Consider the following 17539-nt stretch of genomic DNA (forward strand, 5'->3'; position numbering starts at 1 on the left):
GGGCATGACATCGGCGGCTTTGCAGGTTTCGTCACCGGTCGGCATCGTCGCCGGCGGCGGCGCCATGCCGTTCGCGGTCGCCGAGTCGCTCGCCGCACACGGCATCACGCCGGTGCTGTTTCCGCTGCGCGGGGCCTGCGATCCCCAGCGGGTGGAGAAGTACCGGCATCGCTGGATCTCGGTCGGCCAGCTCGGACGCGCGATGCGGCTGTTCCGCGAGGAGGGCTGCCGCGACCTGATCTTCATCGGCACATTGGTGCGGCCTTCGCTGTCCGAGATCCGGTTCGACTTCACGACGCTGCGCCTGCTCGGCAACGTCATCCGCGCCTTCCGCGGCGGCGACGATCATCTGCTGTCGGGTGTCGGCCGCATCCTCGAGCAGGACGGCTTCCGGATGGTCGGCATCAAGGACGTCGCGCCGGATCTCCTGATGCCCGAGGGCTGCATCAGCCGCGCCTGGCCGAGCGATGCCAGCAAGGCCGACATCGCGCGCGGCCGGGCGGTGCTGACCGCACTCGGCCCGTTCGACATCGGCCAAGCCGTGGTCGTGATCGATGGCCACGTGGTGGCGGTCGAGGACATCGAGGGCACCGACGCGCTGCTCGCCCGCGTCGCGCGGCTGCGCGAGGAGGGCCGCATCCGCGCCGCTACCGGACGCGGCGTGCTGGTGAAGGCGCCGAAGAGCGGCCAGGACCTGCGCTTCGACCTGCCGACGATCGGCCCGCGCACCATCGAGGGCGTCGCGGCCGCCGGCCTTGCCGGCATCGCCGTCATCGCGGGCAACACCATCGCCGCCGAGCCGCAGGCGATGATCGCTCTTGCCGATGCCAAATATCTCTTCGTCATCGGCCTGCCCGCGTGATGTCGCGTGATCCCAAGCGCAAGATCTTCCTGATCGCGACGGAGGAATCCGGCGACAGGCTCGGCAGCGCCTTGATGAAGGTGCTGCGCCAGCGTCTCGGCGACGGCGTGCAGTTCGTCGGCGTCGGCGGCCGCACCATGGCGCGCGAGGGCCTGGAATCGCTGTTTCCGATCGAGGAGCTGTCGATCGTCGGGTTTGCCGCGGTGGTGCAGCAATTGCCGAAGATCCTGCGGTTGATCCGGCAGACTGCCGACGCAGTGACCGAGGCCGCGCCCGACGTGCTCGTCATCATCGACAGCCCCGACTTCACCCATCGCGTCGCCCGCCGCGTGCGCGCGCGCAATCCCGCGATCCCAATCGTCGACTACGTCTCGCCGCAGCTCTGGGCATGGCGGCCAGGACGGGCGCGGACCATGCTCGGCTATGTCGACCACGTGCTCGGCCTGCTGCCGTTCGAGCCCGAGGAATACCGCAAGCTCGGCGGGCCGCCCTGCAGCTATGTCGGCCATCCCCTGATCGAGCAATTGGGCTCGCTGCGGCCGAGTGCGGAGGAGCAGGCGCGCCGCGACAGTGAGCCGCCGGTGCTGCTGGTGCTGCCCGGCAGCCGCCGCAGCGAGGTGGGGCATCATCTCGACGTGTTCGGCGCAACGCTCGGCCGCTTAAGGGGTGAGGGCTGTGCGTTCGAACTGATGCTGCCGACCATGCCGCATCTCGAAGCCACCATCCGCGAAGGCATCGCGAGCTGGCCGGTCAAGCCTCAGATCGTGATCGGCGAGAACGAGCGGCGTGCGGCTTTCCGCATCGCTCACGCCGCGCTGGCGAAATCCGGCACGGTGACGCTCGAGCTCGCGCTGTCGGGCATTCCGATGGTGACGGCCTATCGCGTCGGCGCGATCGAGGCGTTCATCCTGCGACGCGCGATCCGTGTCTCCTCGGTGATCCTTGCCAATCTCGTGATCGGCAAGGATGTCATTCCCGAGTATTTGCAGGAGGAATGCACGCCGGGGAAGCTGGCGCCGGCGCTTCGGGACGTGCTGACGGAGTCTCCGCTGCGCCGGCAGCAGGTCGAGGCCTTCGCCAGGCTCGATCAGATCATGTCGACCGGCAACACATCGCCGAGCGTGCTCGCCGCCGACATCGTGCTCGCAACGATGCGCCAGGGCCGGCGAACGAGCTAGGGTGTTTCATAAAAGTCTGCTTGAGCCGCCCCCTCCAAAGCGTGAGCGGCCCTTCAAAGACCGACGCCAGGAAACGCAACAGCGAAGGCGTGAGTTACGCTAAAGCGACGTGGATCACCCCTGTTGCGAAGGCAGACTAAAGTGAAACACGGCCCCCCGTGGTTCATTCGCACCAGTCCAAAGTCGTCCTCCGTGCGCCTCGATGATCGATTGGCAAATCGACAAGCCCATGCCGGTCCCGTCCGGCTTGGTTGTGTAGAAGGGCTCGAACAGGCGGTCAACGATTGCGACGTCAAGCCCAGGTCCGGTATCCCGTACGGCGACAACAACGAGATTTGAAGCATCTGCAGCCGTTCTGATCCTCAGCTCTCGTCCGCCAACGTCGACACAGTTCATTGCCTCGATCGCGTTGAGGATCAAATTGAGAACCACCTGTTGCAGCTGAACGCGATAGCCCTTCACGAGCGGCAAGCCCGGAGCGAGGTCGGTCTGGATCGAGACATCATGTTTGAGCAGCTCGCTACGGGCGATGGTGATCACGTCCAGGATTGCACTATTGACATCGACGCTCTCCTTCGGCGCCGGAGCTTTCTTGATCAAGGAACGGATCCAACTGATGATCTCGCCGCCTCGCTTGGCTTCTGTGACGATGGATACGAGCGCCTGCTGTGCCTTTTCGAAATTCGGAGATTGTGTTCCTAGCCAGTTCAGTGCGGCCTCTGCGTTGCAGAGCACCGCGGTGATTGGTTGGCTTAATTCGTGTGTCACCGACGCCGTGACCTGGCCCATTGCCGCCGCGCGATTGGCGTGTGTTAGTTCAGCCTGCATCTCGCGGAACGTCTCGGCGGCTCGCTTGCGTTCGGTGATGTCGCGGCTCAGACAAATGATTCGTGACTGTCCGACTTCGCAGAACTCGCGCATACGAACTTCGACGGGAAACACAGTACCATCCTTTCGGCAATAGCGCCTCTCGAGCGTAGCGATGCCGCCGGCCTTGAGACGCTCGCGGTTGCGACGCCAAGTCGCTTCATCCATCTCCAGATCGAACAAGGCTGCAGTTGCCCCAACCAGTTCGGTCCGGCTGTAGCCGAAACTTTCGCAGGCATTCCGATTCACATCGAGAACGCGACCATCTTCACTGTGCAGCATGAACGTATCGGTCGCGTGGTCCACGAAAGTACGGAAACGGGCCTCGCTCTCGATCAGCGCCTGTTCGGCGCGCTTGCGCTCCGTGATGTGGCGCCCCACACCTCGGTAACCCACGAAGTTCCCTGTCTTGTCAAAGATGGGCAGCCCAGAGACGGAAATATAGCGCTTGCCGCCGTCGGGCATCGGCCGCGCGAGCTCGAAATCGCGAAACGGGAGGTGAGCGTCGAGTATCTCCCGGTGCTTGCGCCAGCCATCTGCGTCAGGCTCTAGATACGGGACCTCCCATCGAGTCCTGCCGATCTCGGAGACCGGCGGCTCGGGAAGCGTCTCGGCGAACTCCTGGCGGATGAAGCGATGCTCCGCGTCCGTTTCCCAGTACACGTCGAAGGAGAATTGCACCAGCGTGCGAAAGCGCTCCTCGCTCTCGCGCAGTGCCTCCTCGGGGCGCTTGCATTCATTCGAGTCGAGCGCGACCGAGGGCACTTCAATCGCATGTTGCATGATCATCTCTTGCTTACGCGTGATGGATCAATCGACAGATTTCTCGTGCCGGATCGCATCCCCCCGGAGTCGGTCAAGATCGATCGGGAATATGCCTTTGGCGACTATACTTCCGTATACAGGGCTTCTCTATAGCGACGTGGCTGTGACGACCCCGAGCCGAAACAACGCGAGCTAAAACCCGGTTCCCTCAACGCATGCGTGTGAGGTGGGCCCTGTTTTCTTGTCTCGCGGGCGGAAGAGCGGGCGAACGAGCTAAGGCGCGTACTCATGAACCTCCGAACCGTCGAGGCGGGCCTGACATGGACGGGAGGGCAAGGAGGTTCGTGGCGAGCTCTTAACCAGTGTTTCTGACCGCCTCAGCCAGAATGGCGTAAAGCTGCTGCCGGCTGAATTCCTTTGGCAGCTCCCTCTCTGCTGTACTCGGCGACACCCTCCGCGCGATGGGACGGGCGCAGGAGGCCGACGACGGCCTCAGCTTCGGGGCCGGCCTTATCTGGGGCTGCGCTGTGGGCGGCTTGTGGCCGCGCTTCAGGCCCAGACGGTTCAGCATACCGCATACCGCAGTTACGACTGCAGCCGAGATGGCGCGCAATCTGCGCCGCGCTCTGTCCCGCGGACCAGAGCCTTTTGAGAAGCGCTATGTCTTTCGCATCCCAGCCCATGAGAGATAGTATAACGCCGCCTGCCAGACACCGGCTAGTCTAGTCTTCGTCCGGCTCGCGCACGACCGCCGGTTCGTCGGCATCATCTTCCTCATCCTCGTCTTCGTCCTCCTCGTCTTCATCGGGATCCCTGGGTGGCATCACGATGCGCATCCGTATGAGCAGTTTCCTGGCTGTGGTGGAAAATGCTTCGGAGGTGTGTTGCTTCATGGCATTGTGCTCCTCGAAAAATGGGCGCAGTCGCCAGATTCTTGGCCGGCATATGCCGGTGCCGGGGCGCGACCGCCGCAAACGCGATGCGGGTCGGGTAGACTGCATGATCAGCGGGCGGCAGGCCCCTGCAACAGACAGCACTCTAGACTACTTGATCCCCGAGGATCCATTAGGCTCTATGTTTACCAAAACCTCGCCGGCAGCGATTTCAGGAACTCCAAGTTCGAGGTCGGGTAGACTGGCTTGAACAAATGCCAGTATCTTGGCGTTCGCTGCGTTGGCGCTTTCGCGGTCGTCAAATATCATCACCGCGATACCGACACCGTCGCCCGCATCCAGCACATGGTAAGATTTGAATCCCTGCGATTGTCTTAGGATCTCACCAACGCCGCTCTTGGCGCGACGAGCGGCGTCCGCGACCGAACGAACCTTGCTGTACTTGCGAATGACCATGTACATGGGGGCACCACGCGCCATACGCTCCTGCGCATCAAAGCACTTCGGTCCCGCTCGGACTAGTGCCAACTTCCGGGATGGGCCACAGCGTCCGGCTGGCGGACCGCAACGCGCCTGTCCAATGAGCCGTCCTCGCCCGAAGGGGCGAGGTGCTGAGGCTCAGGAGCCCTCGAACTTGAACGATACGTTGAGCTTGGCGCGATAGGCCTCAACTTTTCCCTGGTCATCCAGTTGCATGTCGAGCTTGACGACCTCTGCAATGCGAAGATCTCGGAGAGATTTAGCAGCTTGCTCGACTGCGTTAGCGGCCGCCTTCTCCCATGAGTCGCTGCTGGTACCGACCAGTTCAATGACCTTGTAGACGCTATCGGGCATGTTCGTCCTCCTAATCGGTAGGAGCAGGAAGTCTAGCACTGGGATCTCGACGCTGATACGTCTCGGGGGTGCCGCGGAAAGGGTCCGATTGGCTGTCGCTTTTCTCATCGATCCAAAGAAGAACTCGGGTCGTCCTGTCGGAGATTACGCTCGCATTTTCAGCCCGGACGAACGCGGACCTTCGCGCTCTCCGGCTTCCCAGTATAATTTTGCGCGCCTAAGTCGTCATTGCCGCCAAGGTTCCGATCCATGAAGCGATGGCACCGCGTAAGCATCAGCAGCTTGGTGATTGCCCTGAGTCTGGTGTGTGCCGGGGCCCTGGTGGTCAATCAATCGCACGTGCCATCAGAGGCCATAGCGTCATCGGTCACACGTACTCCGGAGCTTATTGAGCGTGCGTGGCACCTGCCCGTGGCAGCAACATTTGAACGACACGTTGATTGGCAGTCAAATGGCTCTCGCTGCGGACCCGCCGCTGTTGCAAATGCGTATCGGTCCCTTGGCGAGGCGGCAAGGACGGAAGGCAAGGTGCTGGCCGGGACGTGGAGTTGCTGGACAGGCGTATGCATCATGGGGCTCACGCTTGATGAACTGGCCAACGTCGCCCAGTCCAACACCAGCCGGAAAGTTACGGTCTTGCGCGATCTCAGCGAAAACCAGTTTCTGGAGCATCTCCGTCGCTCCAACGATCCGCGACGACGCTACATCGTGAATTTCGATCGCGCGCATATTTTTGGTGCTGGTAGTGGACACCATTCCCCAATCGGGGGCTATTTCGAAGCCGAAGACCTCGTTTTCGTGCTCGATGTCAATTTCGATTTCCAGCCGTGGCTAGTCGAACGGAAGCGGCTGTTCGACGCTGTAAATACGTTTGACGGCGATAAGAAGAGGGGACTGCTGTTCATAGAGTAACATCCCGCTCCATGTCGCCTCGTGACCCTTAGCCCGATCATTTGAGGCAGTTGGGATGTCGTCTATCGGCGGTGGACAGAACGCGGGGGACCGTCTTGGCCTCGACCGGCGCTTGTGTGCCCTATGACGGCCGCCACTTGCCGCCGGGGTCTCGCTGAGCGCGACATACTGACCCCGGGAGGACATTTGGGCGGCAACCAAGCGGACGACACGCTAACCCGGGACCGCATGCGGCCCGTGAACTGGCCACTTCCGGCGCCCGCGCAACTCGCCGTAGACGCAGCGCAGGCCGAGTGTTCTATTTCGGAGTGCCGGTCTGGCTACCCGAACCCGTGGTCTGCTCACTTCCCGGCCGGCCCGGAGGATGCGCCGAAGCGGCCGGCTTGTCCTGATCGGCCACGTATCCGGACTCTCCGGAGTTGCGGGTCTTGATCCCTTTGTCCGCATCGCGCTGCATCTGCTCGTTGGGCTGGCCGGCCTTGAGCTCCCGGTCCACGTCGCGCTTCATCTCCTCCTTGGTTTGCTCACTGGGTGCGGCCTTTTGCTGTTGGGCCGTTGCTTGGAAGGTCATTGCGCTTCCGGCAACTACAATCAATGCGAGAATTGCTGTTCGCATGCTTCTCCTCCACGGCTTGCTCCGGCCCCTAAACGCGCGAACCTCCCAAGGTTTCCTAGTTCCAACCACTATTGTCGAACGTCACGTAGGACTAAGCAAAGGGCACTCGAACGGTCTTATGCGCACCAAGCCTAGGCGAGTCCGCCATCGACCCTGAAACACTGGCTGGTGATGCGCTGGCTTTCGTCGGAGGCGAGGAACAGTGCCATATTGGCAATGTCTTCGGGCGTTACCGCATCGGGCACCGCCTGGCGCGAGCGTATCTCGGCGATGACCCGATCGTCCGGATACCACAGCCTGCGCTGGCGCTCGGTGATCACCATGCCCGGCGCGATCGCGTTGACGCGAATGCGGTCGGGGCCGACGGAGCGCGCCAGCGAGTTGGTGAAGCCGACGATCGCCGCTTTCGCCGCGGCATAGACCGGCAGCGCCGGCGCGCCGCGCATCCAGGCGATCGAGGACATGTTGATGATCGAGCCGCCGCCGCGCGCCTGCATCTGCGGAACCACCGCTTGCGCCGCGAAGAAGACGTGCTTGAGATTGACGCCGATCATCCAGTCGAACTCGGCCGGCGTCACCTCGGCGAGAACCTGACGCTGATCGTTGGCGGCGTTGTTGACGAGTGAGCCACGAGAGCCTTCGTGGGGCGCGGCGAACGCATCGTTCCACGATGGCGCCACAGCTGTCAGGCGGCCCATTGGAACCAAGACGACCGGCACGCAATTGGGATGCAATTCTTCAGGGAGGCGCTTTCCGTGCCGTAAGCGTCGATTCCAGGAGAGCGTTCAGGAACCCTATCAAAGAACTCCAAGCGAGGCGCCAATGTCTGACGTCGTAGCAACGTCGCCCATGCAGTACCTTGACAGAGCGACCCGGGCTTTGCAGGCAATCGGAATTGCGCCGCCCCAGGCCATAGAGGCTCCAATTGCCGGGTTGCTGGAGAAAATTACCACTCTCGATGAGGATCGGATCGTCATCATCGCTCGCACTCTGGGCCAGACCAGCGTCTTCAACGAGGTCGTCCGCGAGCAGGTTCAGGCGATGGAGATCGGCGAACGTTACCGTCAGATCACCGAATCCTTCAACTCCATTCGCGACGACACCAAGAAAATGGTCGACCAGCTGGAAGACCAGAAGATCGATCTTTTCGAACGCATCAACAACGTCTGGATGAAGCTGTCTCGCGGAGATGTGGCCGATCGCTTCGATGAGATCAGGCAAGTTTATCTGGACGTCACACGCTCAACGAAGGACCAGATCCAGCGCGAGCAAGTCATCCTCGACGCCTACCGCGACTTCCGCGGCGCGCTCAAACATGCCGAGGTCATGGCGTTGGAGGTGCTCAAGATCGCCGAGCAGAGGCTGGAGGGCGCTCAAGCCGAGTTGCAGAAGGCGTCCGATGCCGTGGCCAACTTCACAGGACAGGAGGTCTCTGAACGCGCGCGGCTCGAACTTGCCCGGGACGAGCAACTTCGGCGCACCCAGGACGAGGAGAAACGCTACCAGATCGCCAAGGACCTCTCGGACAACCTGACGATTGGCTACAACACCTCTGAGGTCGTCATGGCGCGGCTGATGCAGATGACCAACGCCAAGGAGCGCGTCTACGCGCAAGCCGTAACCTTCTTCTCGACCAACGATTCCGTCTTCACGGCTCTGAAAGCCTCGTTCACGGGCATGTTCGGCCTCAATGAGTCGACACAGACCCTGAATGAAATGAAGGAGGGCGTGTCCCGCAGTCTCGAAGTGCTCGCCGAAATTGGCGATCAGGTCGGAGAAGCGGCGATCAGGGCGGGCTATGGCCCGACGATCCGCGCAGATGCGGTCAAGAAGCTCGTCGACTCCGTGATCACATTTCAGGAGCGCTCCCAGGAAATCATTGGGGAAATGCGACAACTTGCGACCCGGAACTCGGCTGAGATCCGTGACGCTGTCGAGGAGGGCAAGCGCCGCATCGCTCGTCTCGTAGCGGAGGGACAGGCATTGCCGGCCAATGGCTGATCAAGCTGCATCGATCGGGCAGGAGCCATCGAAGGCTCCGTCGAGCCTCAATGACGTGATGCTCGCGATGGACGTCGTCGACACGCTGCGCCACCAGGAGAATCTCGTCAGTCGAGAGCTGGGCGAAGAGCAGCGGGACGCCCAGCTCCTTAAGCGATTGCGCGAGATCTATCGCGGACAAGGTATCGAAGTGCCTGACCGGATCCTGGTCGAGGGGGTGCAGGCCCTCAAGGAACAGCGCTTCGTCTACACTCCGCCTCCTGCCAGCTTCGCCCGCACGATCGCGCACGCCTGGGTCAATCGTGGTAGCATCGGTCGCCGTGTACTGTCTTTGCTGGCGCTGCTGGCGTTCGGCTGGGGCGCCTACCATTTCGGCGTAGTCGAGCCCGCACAACGACGGGCAGCGCAGGAGCAGGCCCAAGCGGAGCGGACCAGGGTCGATCTGGCCGAGAAGCTGCCGGCGGCCTTGGAGCAGAAGTATGAGGACCTTCTGCGGGAGGCGAAGGTGCCAGCAGCGCGGGAGAGGGCCGATAGCCTTCTTGCGGACGGAAAGGCCGCCATTGCCCGCGGCGATGCCGACGGCGCACGGCAGGCTGTCAACGATCTCGACGTGCTGCGCACGGAGCTGCGCCGCGAATATGTTCTGCGCATCGTTTCACGACCAGGCGAGGCGACTGGTGTCTGGCGCATCCCGCAACGCAATCCGACCAGCCGCAACTATTATTTGATCGTTGAACCGGTCACGCCCGACGGGCGTGTTCTGAAGCTGCCCGTGACGAGCGAAGAGGACGGCCGCACCGTAGAGGTCTCGAAATGGGGCGTGCGTGTGAGCGAGGCGACGGCCATGCAAGTGCAGCGAGACAAGAACGACGACGGGATCGTGCAGCAAAGCAGTCTCGGCGAGAAGCACCGCGGCCAGCTCGAGGTGGATTACAAGTTGCCGGTTCTTGGCGGGGCGATCACGCAATGGTAAGGCCATGATATCCGGAAGACAGGCGCTTGCCGAGATCGAACGGTTCATTCAGAAGGCTCGCCAGCAGGAGGCGCAGGTTGAGCGAGCCTATACGAAGGCCACTGAAGAAGTGGGCCGCCTCCGCCTGCAACGCACGGAAGCGTTCCGCGAGCTCGCACGGCTGAAGCTCGACGCAATCAGACAGAACCAAGTCGTCGGCGAACTGGATAGCGCGGAGCGCGAGGCCATCAGCCTGCTACAAAGCCGTCAGCAAGCCTTGCAGCAATTGACCGAGCGGCGGCACGAAGCCGAGCAACAGGTGCGGCAAGCGGAGGCCGAGCGGCAAGCCGCCTTGGATGATCTGCAACGGGCCTTGGCTGACGCGGAGACGATTCGTAAGAGCGTCGAGGCCAAGATCAGCACCAACGCCGAGTGGATTTCTGTGCGGGCGCGAGTTGACGAGATCGCCGCCGGACAAGCCCAGCAAGCCGAGAAGAAGGCCATACAGGCGGAAGCCGACCGCGAGGAGAAGCGCCGTCCCTACGAAGCCGATCCTCTGTTCATGTACCTGTGGCGTCGGAAGTTCGGGACCGCCGCCTACCGAGCGAACCCGTTCACCCGCTACATGGACCGGCTGGTGAGCGGCGTAGTCCGGTTTGACCAGGCTCGGGCCAATTACGCCCTTCTCAACGAAATCCCTGAGCGGCTGCGGGACCACTCCAGGACGATTATCGCGAAGCTGCAGGAGGAACGATCCAACCTGAAGGTCTTGGAACGCAAGGCGCTCGTGGAGGCAGGTTCCGAGGCCGCTGAAGCTGAAGTCGCAAAGGCACGCGATGTCGTCACGCACCGCGAAGCCCAGCTCGCCAAGGCGCGCGAGGCTCTCGCTGCTCAGGACCGAACTTATGACGCATCGATCCTCGAGGGGGACGCCCCCTACCGTGATGCGGTCGAGCTGCTGGCAGCCGCCGACCAGCGCGAAGACCTGCACAGACTCTACGAGGAGGCTACTCGCACGCCTACCCCCAAGGACGAGGAGATCGTGCGCCGCATTCAGTCTACAGATAAGTTGATGAATTCAGCGCTTCGCCAGGCAGTCGAGACTCACAAGAAGCTCAAGGAGCTTGCTCAGCGCCGCGCGACAGTCGAACAACAATGGGAGCAACTAAGGCATCAAGGCTACGACACGCCTTACGGGACGTTCGGCAATGAGGCATCGCTCGGAAACGTGCTTGGAGGTATCCTGACCGGCGCTGTTGGAGGTGCGATACTGGGGCAGGTTTTACGTGATGGCTTCCACCATGGGCCCAGCCCATGGGACTCGGGCTTTGGCGGAGGGTTGCCGATCCCCCCCCCGGATGGTTTCGGGACCGGAGGGTCGTTTGGGGACGGCGACTTCAGGACGGGCGGATCATTCTGATCATCTTTCAAGGCGCGAAACGGGCACCTCTTAGCCGAGTCCCGCGTCAACCCGAAAACACTGGCTGGTGATGCGCTGGCTTTCGTCCGATGCGAGGAACAGTGCCATATTGGCAATGTCTTCGGGCGTTACCGCATCGGGCACCGCCTGGCGCGAACGTATCTCGGCGATGACCCGATCGTCCGGATACCACAGCCTGCGCTGGCGCTCGGTGATCACCATGCCCGGCGCGATCGCGTTGACGCGAATGCGGTCGGGGCCGACGGAGCGCGCCAGCGAGTTGGTGAAGCCGACGATCGCCGCTTTCGCCGCGGCGTAGACCGGCAGTGCCGGCGCGCCGCGCATCCAGGCGATCGACGACATGTTGATGATCGAGCCGCCGCCGCGCGCCTGCATCTGCGGAACCACCGCTTGCGCCGCGAAGAAGACGTGCTTGAGATTGACGCCGATCATCCAGTCGAACTCGGCCGGCGTGACCTCGGCGAGAGCCTGGCGCTGATCGTTGGCGGCGTTGTTGACGAGAACGGCGGCGTCGCCAAGCGAGCGGCGGGCCTCTGCCATCGCGCTGCGCAGGGCATCGATGTCGAGGAGATCGCAGGGCACGAACAGCGGCGCGGGCCCGGACGGGGCCGCGATCTCCCGCACCAGGGCTTCGCCGGCGTCCTTATCGATGTCGAAGAAGGCGACCCGCGCGCCTTGGCCCGCGAAGGCCCGGACGAAGGCGGCGCCGATGCCGCTGGCGCCTCCGGTGATCAGCACCACGCGGCCGGCAAGGCTGGAATAGGTCGTCTTCGTCATGCGATTAGGCGCTCCGTCTCGGGGTCGAACAGGCAAATGCGGCGAGTGTCGAGCGCGAAGGCGGCGGACGTGCCGGGCGCGGGGCGGATATCCGGCGAGACTCGCGCCATCGCGGGCTCGCCGCCGAGCCGCAGGAGCACCATGGTCTCGGCACCGGTCGGCTCGACCAGCTCCACCGGCGCCTCGACGAGGACAGGCGCTTCGCTGGAAAACGTGCGGCTGCCCTCGGCAATGCATTCCGGCCTGATTCCGAACAGCACCTTGCGCCCGACAAAGGGTGCTGCGGCGTCATATCCCCTGAGGCGCAGACGAAGCTCGTCGGGCCGTCCTGCGCCGATCACGACGACCGGCCCGTCATTTTCGGCCTCGAGCCGCGCCGGCATGGTGTTCATCGGCGGCGAGCCCATGAAGCGTGCGACGAACAGATTGGCGGGATAGCGGTACACGGTGTCGGGATCGGCGAATTGCTGCACGCTGCCCTGATGCATCACGGCGATCCGCGTCGCCATCGTCATCGCCTCGATCTGGTCGTGGGTGACATAGACGATGGTGGCGCCGATGCGCTGATGCAGGCGCTTGATCTCCATCCGCATCTCGACTCGCAGCTTGGCATCGAGATTGGAGAGCGGCTCGTCGAACAGGAAGAGCAGGGGATTGCGCACCAGCGCGCGCCCCATCGCCACCCGCTGGCGCTGGCCGCCGGACAATTGCGAGGGCTTGCGGCCGAGCAGCGGCTCGATCTGGAGCAGTTTTGCGACATTGGCGACCGCAGCGTCCTGCTCGGTCTTGGGAATGTGGCGGCATTCCATGCCGAAGGTGATGTTCTGGCGCACGGTCATCGAGGGATAGAGCGCGTAGGATTGGAACACCATGGCGATGTCGCGGTCCTTCGGCGCGACGTCGTTGACGACGCGGCCGCCGATTTCGATCGTTCCCGCGCTCGGGCGGTCCAGCCCGGCGACGATGTTGAGCAGCGTGGATTTGCCGCAGCCGGACGGTCCGACCAGCACGGTGAACTCGCCGCTCTCGATGTCGAGCGCGATGTCCTTCAGCACCTCCAGATTGGCGTAGCGCTTGGACAGGGCGCGAATGCTCAGTGCTGCCATGACAACTCCATCATTTCACGGCCCCGGCAGTCAGGCCGCGGACGAAGTACTTGCCGCCGAGAAGGTAGATCAACAGCGTGGGCAGCGCGGCGATGATCACCGCTGCGCTCTGCACGCCATGCTGCGGGATATCGGCGATTGCGGCGGACAGCGCGATGAGAGCTGCGGTGACGGGTTGCTGCTGGCCGGTGGTGAACGTCACGCCATAGAGGAACTCGTTCCAGATGTGGGTGAACTGCCAGATCACCGTGACGATCAAGATCGGCCCGGAGAGCGGCAGGATGATGCGCCAGAAGATGCGGAAGAAGCCGGCGCCGTCGATCCGCGCGGCCCTGATCAATTCATGGGGAACGGCGACGTAATAGTTGCGGCAGAACAGCGTGGTGAAGGAGAGCCCCTGAATGGTGTGAATCAGCACGAGGCCGGTCAGCGTGTTGATGAGGCCGACGTCCCGCAGCACGATGGTCCAGGGCAACAGACGCATCTGCTGGGGGAGGAACAGGCCAAGCGTCACGATGCCATAGATCCAGTTGTCGCCGCGAAAACGCCAGAGCGACACGGCGTAACCGGCGATTGCGCCGAGCAGGGTCGAGATGATCGTCGCCGGTATCGTGACGAGCGCGGAATTCAGCATGTAGGGCCGGATGCCGGCGCAGGTTTCGGCGACGCAGAAACCGCTCCAGGCCCTCGCGTAGTTGCTCCAGGCCCATTGTTGCGGCCAGCCGATCATCGAGGCCTGCGCGATCTCCTCGTTGCTGCGGAGCGAGTTCAGGACGACCACAACCAATGGCGCGAGATAGGCGGCCGCGACCAGCGACACGACGAGATAGATCAGAAGCCGGCTCGGCGCGAAGGTGCGCTCACGCATGGGTGGCCCGCCGTCGACGGAGATAACGCCAGGCTGCATAGGGCAGCAGCACCGCGAGCAGAATGAGCAGCATGAGCACCGCCGCTGCCGCGCCGCGGCCGAGCTGGCTGCGTTGGAACATGAGGTCGTAGACGACGAGCGCCGGCAGCTGGGTCGCGATTCCAGGCCCGCCATTGGTCAGCGCGCGGACGAGATCGAAGGCCGAGATCGCAAATTGCAGCTGGACTACGACCACGGTGATCGTGATCGGCCAGAGTGTGGGCAAGACGACGCGACGGTAGATTCGGATCGGCCCGGCGCCGTCGATCTGCGCCGCCTTGATGATGTCGGCGTCGACGGATCTGAGACCGGCGAGAAAGAGCGCCATGGCGAAGCCGGAGGATTGCCAGATCGCGGCGATGACGATGGTCCAGATCGCCATGTCGCGGTCGACCAGCCAGTCGAACCTGAAGGATGTCCAGCCGAGGTCGTGAACGAGCTTCTGGATGCCGATGCCGGGATTGAGCAGCCAGCTCCAGACCGTGCCGGTGACCACGAAGGACACGGCCAGGGGGTAGAGGAAGATGGAGCGCAGCACGTTCTCGCCGCGAATGCGCTGATCGAGCAGGATCGCGAGCAGGAGACCGGTCACCAGGCTCAGCAGCACGAAAGCACTGCCGAACAGCAGCAGATTGTCGAAGGCGATCTGCCAGTTCCGGCTCGCCAGGACCGCCGAGTAGTTGCGCAGACCCACCCAGCCAGTGACAGGAACCAGGGTGGAGGGGGTGAACGAGATCCAGATCGTCCAGAGCGAAAACGTCACCAGATGCGCCGCGGACAGGAGCAGCGGCACCCAGATCATCAGATATTCGGGCAGCCGGCGCACCCAGTCGGGCGTCGCCGGCCGCGCTGCTGTTGCGACCACGTCGGTCAACGCGCACCCTCGACGGCATCGGCAAGACGAGTGACCGCCTGCTCCGGCTTGATCGTCTTGTTCTTCACGTACTCGGTGAGCACGTCGATCATCGCGGCGGTCAGGCCGTTTTGCTGCGCCATGTTGTGGGCAAGGCTGAGGACGGCCTGATTGTTGGCGACCGCGTCCTTCAGCGCGGCTGCGGTCCGCCGTTGGCCGTCCGACCAGCCTTCGCCGGAGAGGTCGACATCGGTGCGCACCGGAATCGATCCGGTGATCTGCGAATACATGGTCTGGATCGCCGGATCCATGACGAGCTGGGCCATCAGCATCTGGCCGGCCTGCAAGTCAGGCTCCTTGCGCTGCCAGAAGATGAAGGCATCGGCATTCAAGAGGAAGACCGGCTTGCCGTTGTCGCTGGGCCCGGGCGCGATGATGAAATCGTCGAACTTGAACCCGGCGTTGCGCAACACGCCCTGGGCCCATCCGCCCTGGATCATCATGCCCATGTCGCCATCGATGAAGCGCTTCAGATTGGTGGCATAGGGCTGTGCGCCAACATTGGGGTCGCACCAGTCGGCGATCTTGCGGGTTTGTGCGAAGGCAGCCTTGATCTCGGGCCCCTCCAGCGCCTTCTTGTCGAGGTTCATGATCGCCGCGCGATATGCGGTCGGGCTGATGCCGGCGAAGGAGGCCTCGAATTTTTGCCCGTCATCGGGACGGGTGCCGCCATTGGCGAGTGGGTAGTTCATTCCGGCCGACTTCATCTTGTCGGCAAGTTCGTTGAAGTCAGCCCAGGTGACGGGGATCTTGTCGGCCTTAGCCTTGTCCATCCCGCGCTTGGAGAGGAACAGCATGTTGGTGCTGTAGATCTGGAGCGGCAGGGCGATCCACTTGCCTCCCGGCTTGTGCAATTTCGCAAGGTCCGGCGCGACCACCTTCTCATAGCCGGCGGCGGCGACAATGCTGTCGAGATCCACGGTCGGAGCAATCTTCGACCAAGCCGCGATCTCGGGCCCCTTGAGCTGCGAACAGGCCGGCGGATCGCCGGCAATGATCTGGGCCCGCAGCTTGTTCATCATCTCCGTGGTGAAGCCTGGGACGGGCGAGTGCTGCCAGACGCCCCCTTTCTCCTCGAATTTCTTACCGAGCGCCGTAATGGCGGCCCCATCGCTGCCCGCCGACCATTGCGAGATTGCGGTCAGTCGCGGCTTGGCCGCGCCTTGCGCGCGGGCAAGGTGCGGAAATGCGAGCGCGGCAGCAGATCCAGCGAGCAGACGACGCCTTGTTGTTGTGATCGGCATGGCAGTTCCTCCCGGTGTGAAATCTTTCGCCCTTGCGGGCCGTTCAGGCTCAGCGCATGTCAGGCCGCCTCCGTCGATGCCGCGGGCATGCCGCCACGGCTGGCGAGACAGAAGGCGGCAAAGGCGAGCGCAGCCTGCGGGTCGTTGCCCGTCGACGGCGGCACGAAGGCGAGGGAGACCTGTGCCAATTTGCGTCCGCCCAGCAGGCAGGCGTCGATGCCATCGACCAGTGCTTTCCGATCCTCTTCAGCGAGAAGCGACGGCCAGCCGCTGATCGCAACGCCGCCGCACGGCTTGACGTTCAGCGTATTGCCGATCGCAAGGCCGAGCCGGAACAGCCGCCGGCGCAACTCCTGCCGCACGCGCGCTGAGATCGGGACCGTGTTGACCCATTCGTTGCCGAGCTGGAGCAGCTCGGTCTCGGAAACGCCGAGAAGCGCGGCCAGCGCGGGAATCGACGTATAGGCCTCGACGCAGCCGTGATGTCCGCAGCGGCAGCGCGGTCCGTCAGGCCCGAACACCATGTGGCCGAGCTCGATCGGCTGCAGAGCATCGGCCTCGGCCGGATCATCCATCCAGGCGCCGGCGACGCCGTGGCTGACGAGCACGAACAGATGCGTGTCGTTGAACGGGTAGTTTTCCGTGCGGCAGCGGTGAAAGGTGGCATGCGCGACGACCGAATTGGTGAATTCGAGCGGCACGCCCGCGAACATCGCGCCGAACATGTCGCTGATGCGAGCGACGTCGCAGGGAATGATCGGATTGGCCGATATGCTGAGACGGCCGAGGCCGGGAATCGAGACGCCGATCTGCGAGAGGGTGATCCGGCGGCGTCGCGTCCAGTCGCGCAACAACGTCATCGCTTCGCGAAATGCCCGGCCGACGGTCTCGACGTCAGGCGTCTTCGGGAGCGGCACGCGCTCGGTGTAGTGCAGTTCACCCGACAGGCCGCCGACCCCGACGCTGAGCCGCTGCGCCGTCAGCTCGAAGGCTGCCAGCGCCACCGCGCCGTCGAGCGACACGAGACCGGTCGGGCCGCCGACATAAGGGGCAGGGCGCCGCACTTCCTCGATCAGGCCCTCGGCCTTCAGGTCAAGCAGGATGCGCGACAGGCTCGCTTCCGATAGACGCACGGCCTTGGCCAGCGGCGGACGAAACGAGCCGCCCGACTGAAGCAGATGAGTCAAAATGGCAGCGCGCGTCTGCCGCCGACTTCTCGGCTGCTCCGGCATTTCCATCCCTGTCGTCATTCTTACTTAGAGTAAGAATGC

General features: G+C 63.3%; 17 protein-coding genes and 1 pseudogene. 6 read left to right on the forward strand and 12 right to left on the reverse strand.

What is annotated here, in order from left to right:
* Positions 1-4: 4 nt before the first annotated feature.
* On the forward strand, positions 5-862 hold the full coding sequence (locus ABIA40_RS10225; RefSeq protein WP_404540901.1) for an LpxI family protein: 858 nt from the start codon (positions 5-7) through the stop codon (positions 860-862).
* Positions 862-2040, forward strand: a complete 1179-nt coding sequence (gene lpxB, locus ABIA40_RS10230; RefSeq protein WP_404540902.1) for a lipid-A-disaccharide synthase — start codon at positions 862-864, stop codon at positions 2038-2040. Before ABIA40_RS10225 ends, lpxB begins: the two co-directional genes overlap by 1 nt.
* Positions 2041-2154: 114 nt before the next feature.
* Here the strand turns inward: lpxB and ABIA40_RS10235 are convergent, their stop codons facing one another.
* The 4 genes from ABIA40_RS10235 to ABIA40_RS10250 all read right to left on the reverse strand — a co-directional run bounded on the left by ABIA40_RS10235 (position 2155) and on the right by ABIA40_RS10250 (position 5399).
* On the reverse strand, positions 2155-3690 hold the full coding sequence (locus ABIA40_RS10235; RefSeq protein ID WP_404540904.1) for a PAS domain S-box protein: 1536 nt from the start codon (positions 3688-3690) through the stop codon (positions 2155-2157).
* A gap of 704 nt (positions 3691-4394) precedes the next feature.
* Positions 4395-4565 carry a hypothetical protein gene (locus tag ABIA40_RS10240; protein WP_193760664.1) on the reverse strand — a complete coding sequence of 57 codons (171 nt, stop codon included), beginning with the start codon at positions 4563-4565 and terminating at the stop codon, positions 4395-4397.
* A gap of 150 nt (positions 4566-4715) precedes the next feature.
* Positions 4716-5027 carry a hypothetical protein gene (locus ABIA40_RS10245; protein WP_036009997.1) on the reverse strand — a complete coding sequence of 104 codons (312 nt, stop codon included), beginning with the start codon at positions 5025-5027 and terminating at the stop codon, positions 4716-4718.
* A 156-nt stretch (positions 5028-5183) separates the two neighbouring features.
* The gene (locus ABIA40_RS10250; protein WP_036010047.1) at positions 5184-5399 is read right to left on the reverse strand and encodes a dodecin family protein; all 216 of its coding nucleotides are present in this window, start codon (positions 5397-5399) and stop codon (positions 5184-5186) included.
* 249 nt (positions 5400-5648) lie between these two features.
* Here ABIA40_RS10250 and ABIA40_RS10255 point away from each other — a divergent pair, with 249 nt between their 5' ends.
* Positions 5649-6311: a phytochelatin synthase family protein gene (locus tag ABIA40_RS10255; RefSeq protein ID WP_275510023.1), complete on the forward strand. Its 663-nt coding sequence runs from the start codon at positions 5649-5651 to the stop codon at positions 6309-6311.
* 298 nt (positions 6312-6609) lie between these two features.
* On the opposite strand, the gene ABIA40_RS10260 is transcribed toward ABIA40_RS10255, so the two are convergent.
* Both ABIA40_RS10260 and ABIA40_RS10265 read right to left on the reverse strand, forming a co-directional pair.
* Positions 6610-6927, reverse strand: coding sequence for a hypothetical protein (locus ABIA40_RS10260; protein ID WP_225124099.1), 318 nt, complete (start codon positions 6925-6927; stop codon positions 6610-6612).
* Between the two features lie 131 nt (positions 6928-7058).
* A pseudogene (locus ABIA40_RS10265) lies at positions 7059-7565 on the reverse strand (SDR family NAD(P)-dependent oxidoreductase); the annotation flags it as partial.
* A 184-nt stretch (positions 7566-7749) separates the two neighbouring features.
* Here ABIA40_RS10265 and ABIA40_RS10270 point away from each other — a divergent pair.
* The 3 genes from ABIA40_RS10270 to ABIA40_RS10280 are packed head-to-tail and all read left to right on the forward strand — an operon-like array spanning position 7750 to position 11300.
* Positions 7750-8928 (forward strand): cell surface protein, encoded by a 1179-nt coding sequence (locus ABIA40_RS10270; RefSeq protein WP_157283605.1) that lies wholly within the window; start codon positions 7750-7752, stop codon positions 8926-8928.
* Positions 8921-9901, forward strand: a complete 981-nt coding sequence (locus ABIA40_RS10275; protein ID WP_271537696.1) for a DUF6384 family protein — start codon at positions 8921-8923, stop codon at positions 9899-9901. Before ABIA40_RS10270 ends, ABIA40_RS10275 begins: the two co-directional genes overlap by 8 nt.
* Positions 9902-9905: 4 nt before the next feature.
* On the forward strand, positions 9906-11300 hold the full coding sequence (locus ABIA40_RS10280) for a hypothetical protein (protein WP_404540908.1): 1395 nt from the start codon (positions 9906-9908) through the stop codon (positions 11298-11300).
* A 30-nt stretch (positions 11301-11330) separates the two neighbouring features.
* On the opposite strand, the gene ABIA40_RS10285 is transcribed toward ABIA40_RS10280, so the two are convergent.
* From ABIA40_RS10285 to ABIA40_RS10310, 6 genes are read right to left on the reverse strand one after another with little or no spacing between them, the layout of a single operon-like run.
* A complete protein-coding gene (locus tag ABIA40_RS10285; protein ID WP_271537700.1) occupies positions 11331-12098 on the reverse strand; it encodes an SDR family NAD(P)-dependent oxidoreductase in 768 nt (255 codons plus the stop codon).
* Positions 12095-13204: an ABC transporter ATP-binding protein gene (locus ABIA40_RS10290; protein ID WP_271537702.1), complete on the reverse strand. Its 1110-nt coding sequence runs from the start codon at positions 13202-13204 to the stop codon at positions 12095-12097. Before ABIA40_RS10290 ends, ABIA40_RS10285 begins: the two co-directional genes overlap by 4 nt.
* A gap of 10 nt (positions 13205-13214) precedes the next feature.
* Positions 13215-14072 (reverse strand): carbohydrate ABC transporter permease, encoded by an 858-nt coding sequence (locus tag ABIA40_RS10295; protein ID WP_198399728.1) that lies wholly within the window; start codon positions 14070-14072, stop codon positions 13215-13217.
* Positions 14065-14985, reverse strand: coding sequence for a carbohydrate ABC transporter permease (locus ABIA40_RS10300; RefSeq protein WP_198399729.1), 921 nt, complete (start codon positions 14983-14985; stop codon positions 14065-14067). Before ABIA40_RS10300 ends, ABIA40_RS10295 begins: the two co-directional genes overlap by 8 nt.
* The gene (locus ABIA40_RS10305) at positions 14982-16268 is read right to left on the reverse strand and encodes an ABC transporter substrate-binding protein (protein ID WP_157283611.1); all 1287 of its coding nucleotides are present in this window, start codon (positions 16266-16268) and stop codon (positions 14982-14984) included. Before ABIA40_RS10305 ends, ABIA40_RS10300 begins: the two co-directional genes overlap by 4 nt.
* A 59-nt stretch (positions 16269-16327) precedes the next feature.
* Entirely contained in the window at positions 16328-17506 is a 1179-nt protein-coding gene (locus tag ABIA40_RS10310) for an ROK family transcriptional regulator (RefSeq protein ID WP_271537986.1), read from the reverse strand.
* Positions 17507-17539: the final 33 nt, after the last annotated feature.

The sequence above is a fragment of the Bradyrhizobium sp. USDA 223 genome, assembly GCF_044909005.1.
Classification (GTDB): Bacteria; Pseudomonadota; Alphaproteobacteria; order Rhizobiales; family Xanthobacteraceae; genus Bradyrhizobium; species Bradyrhizobium yuanmingense.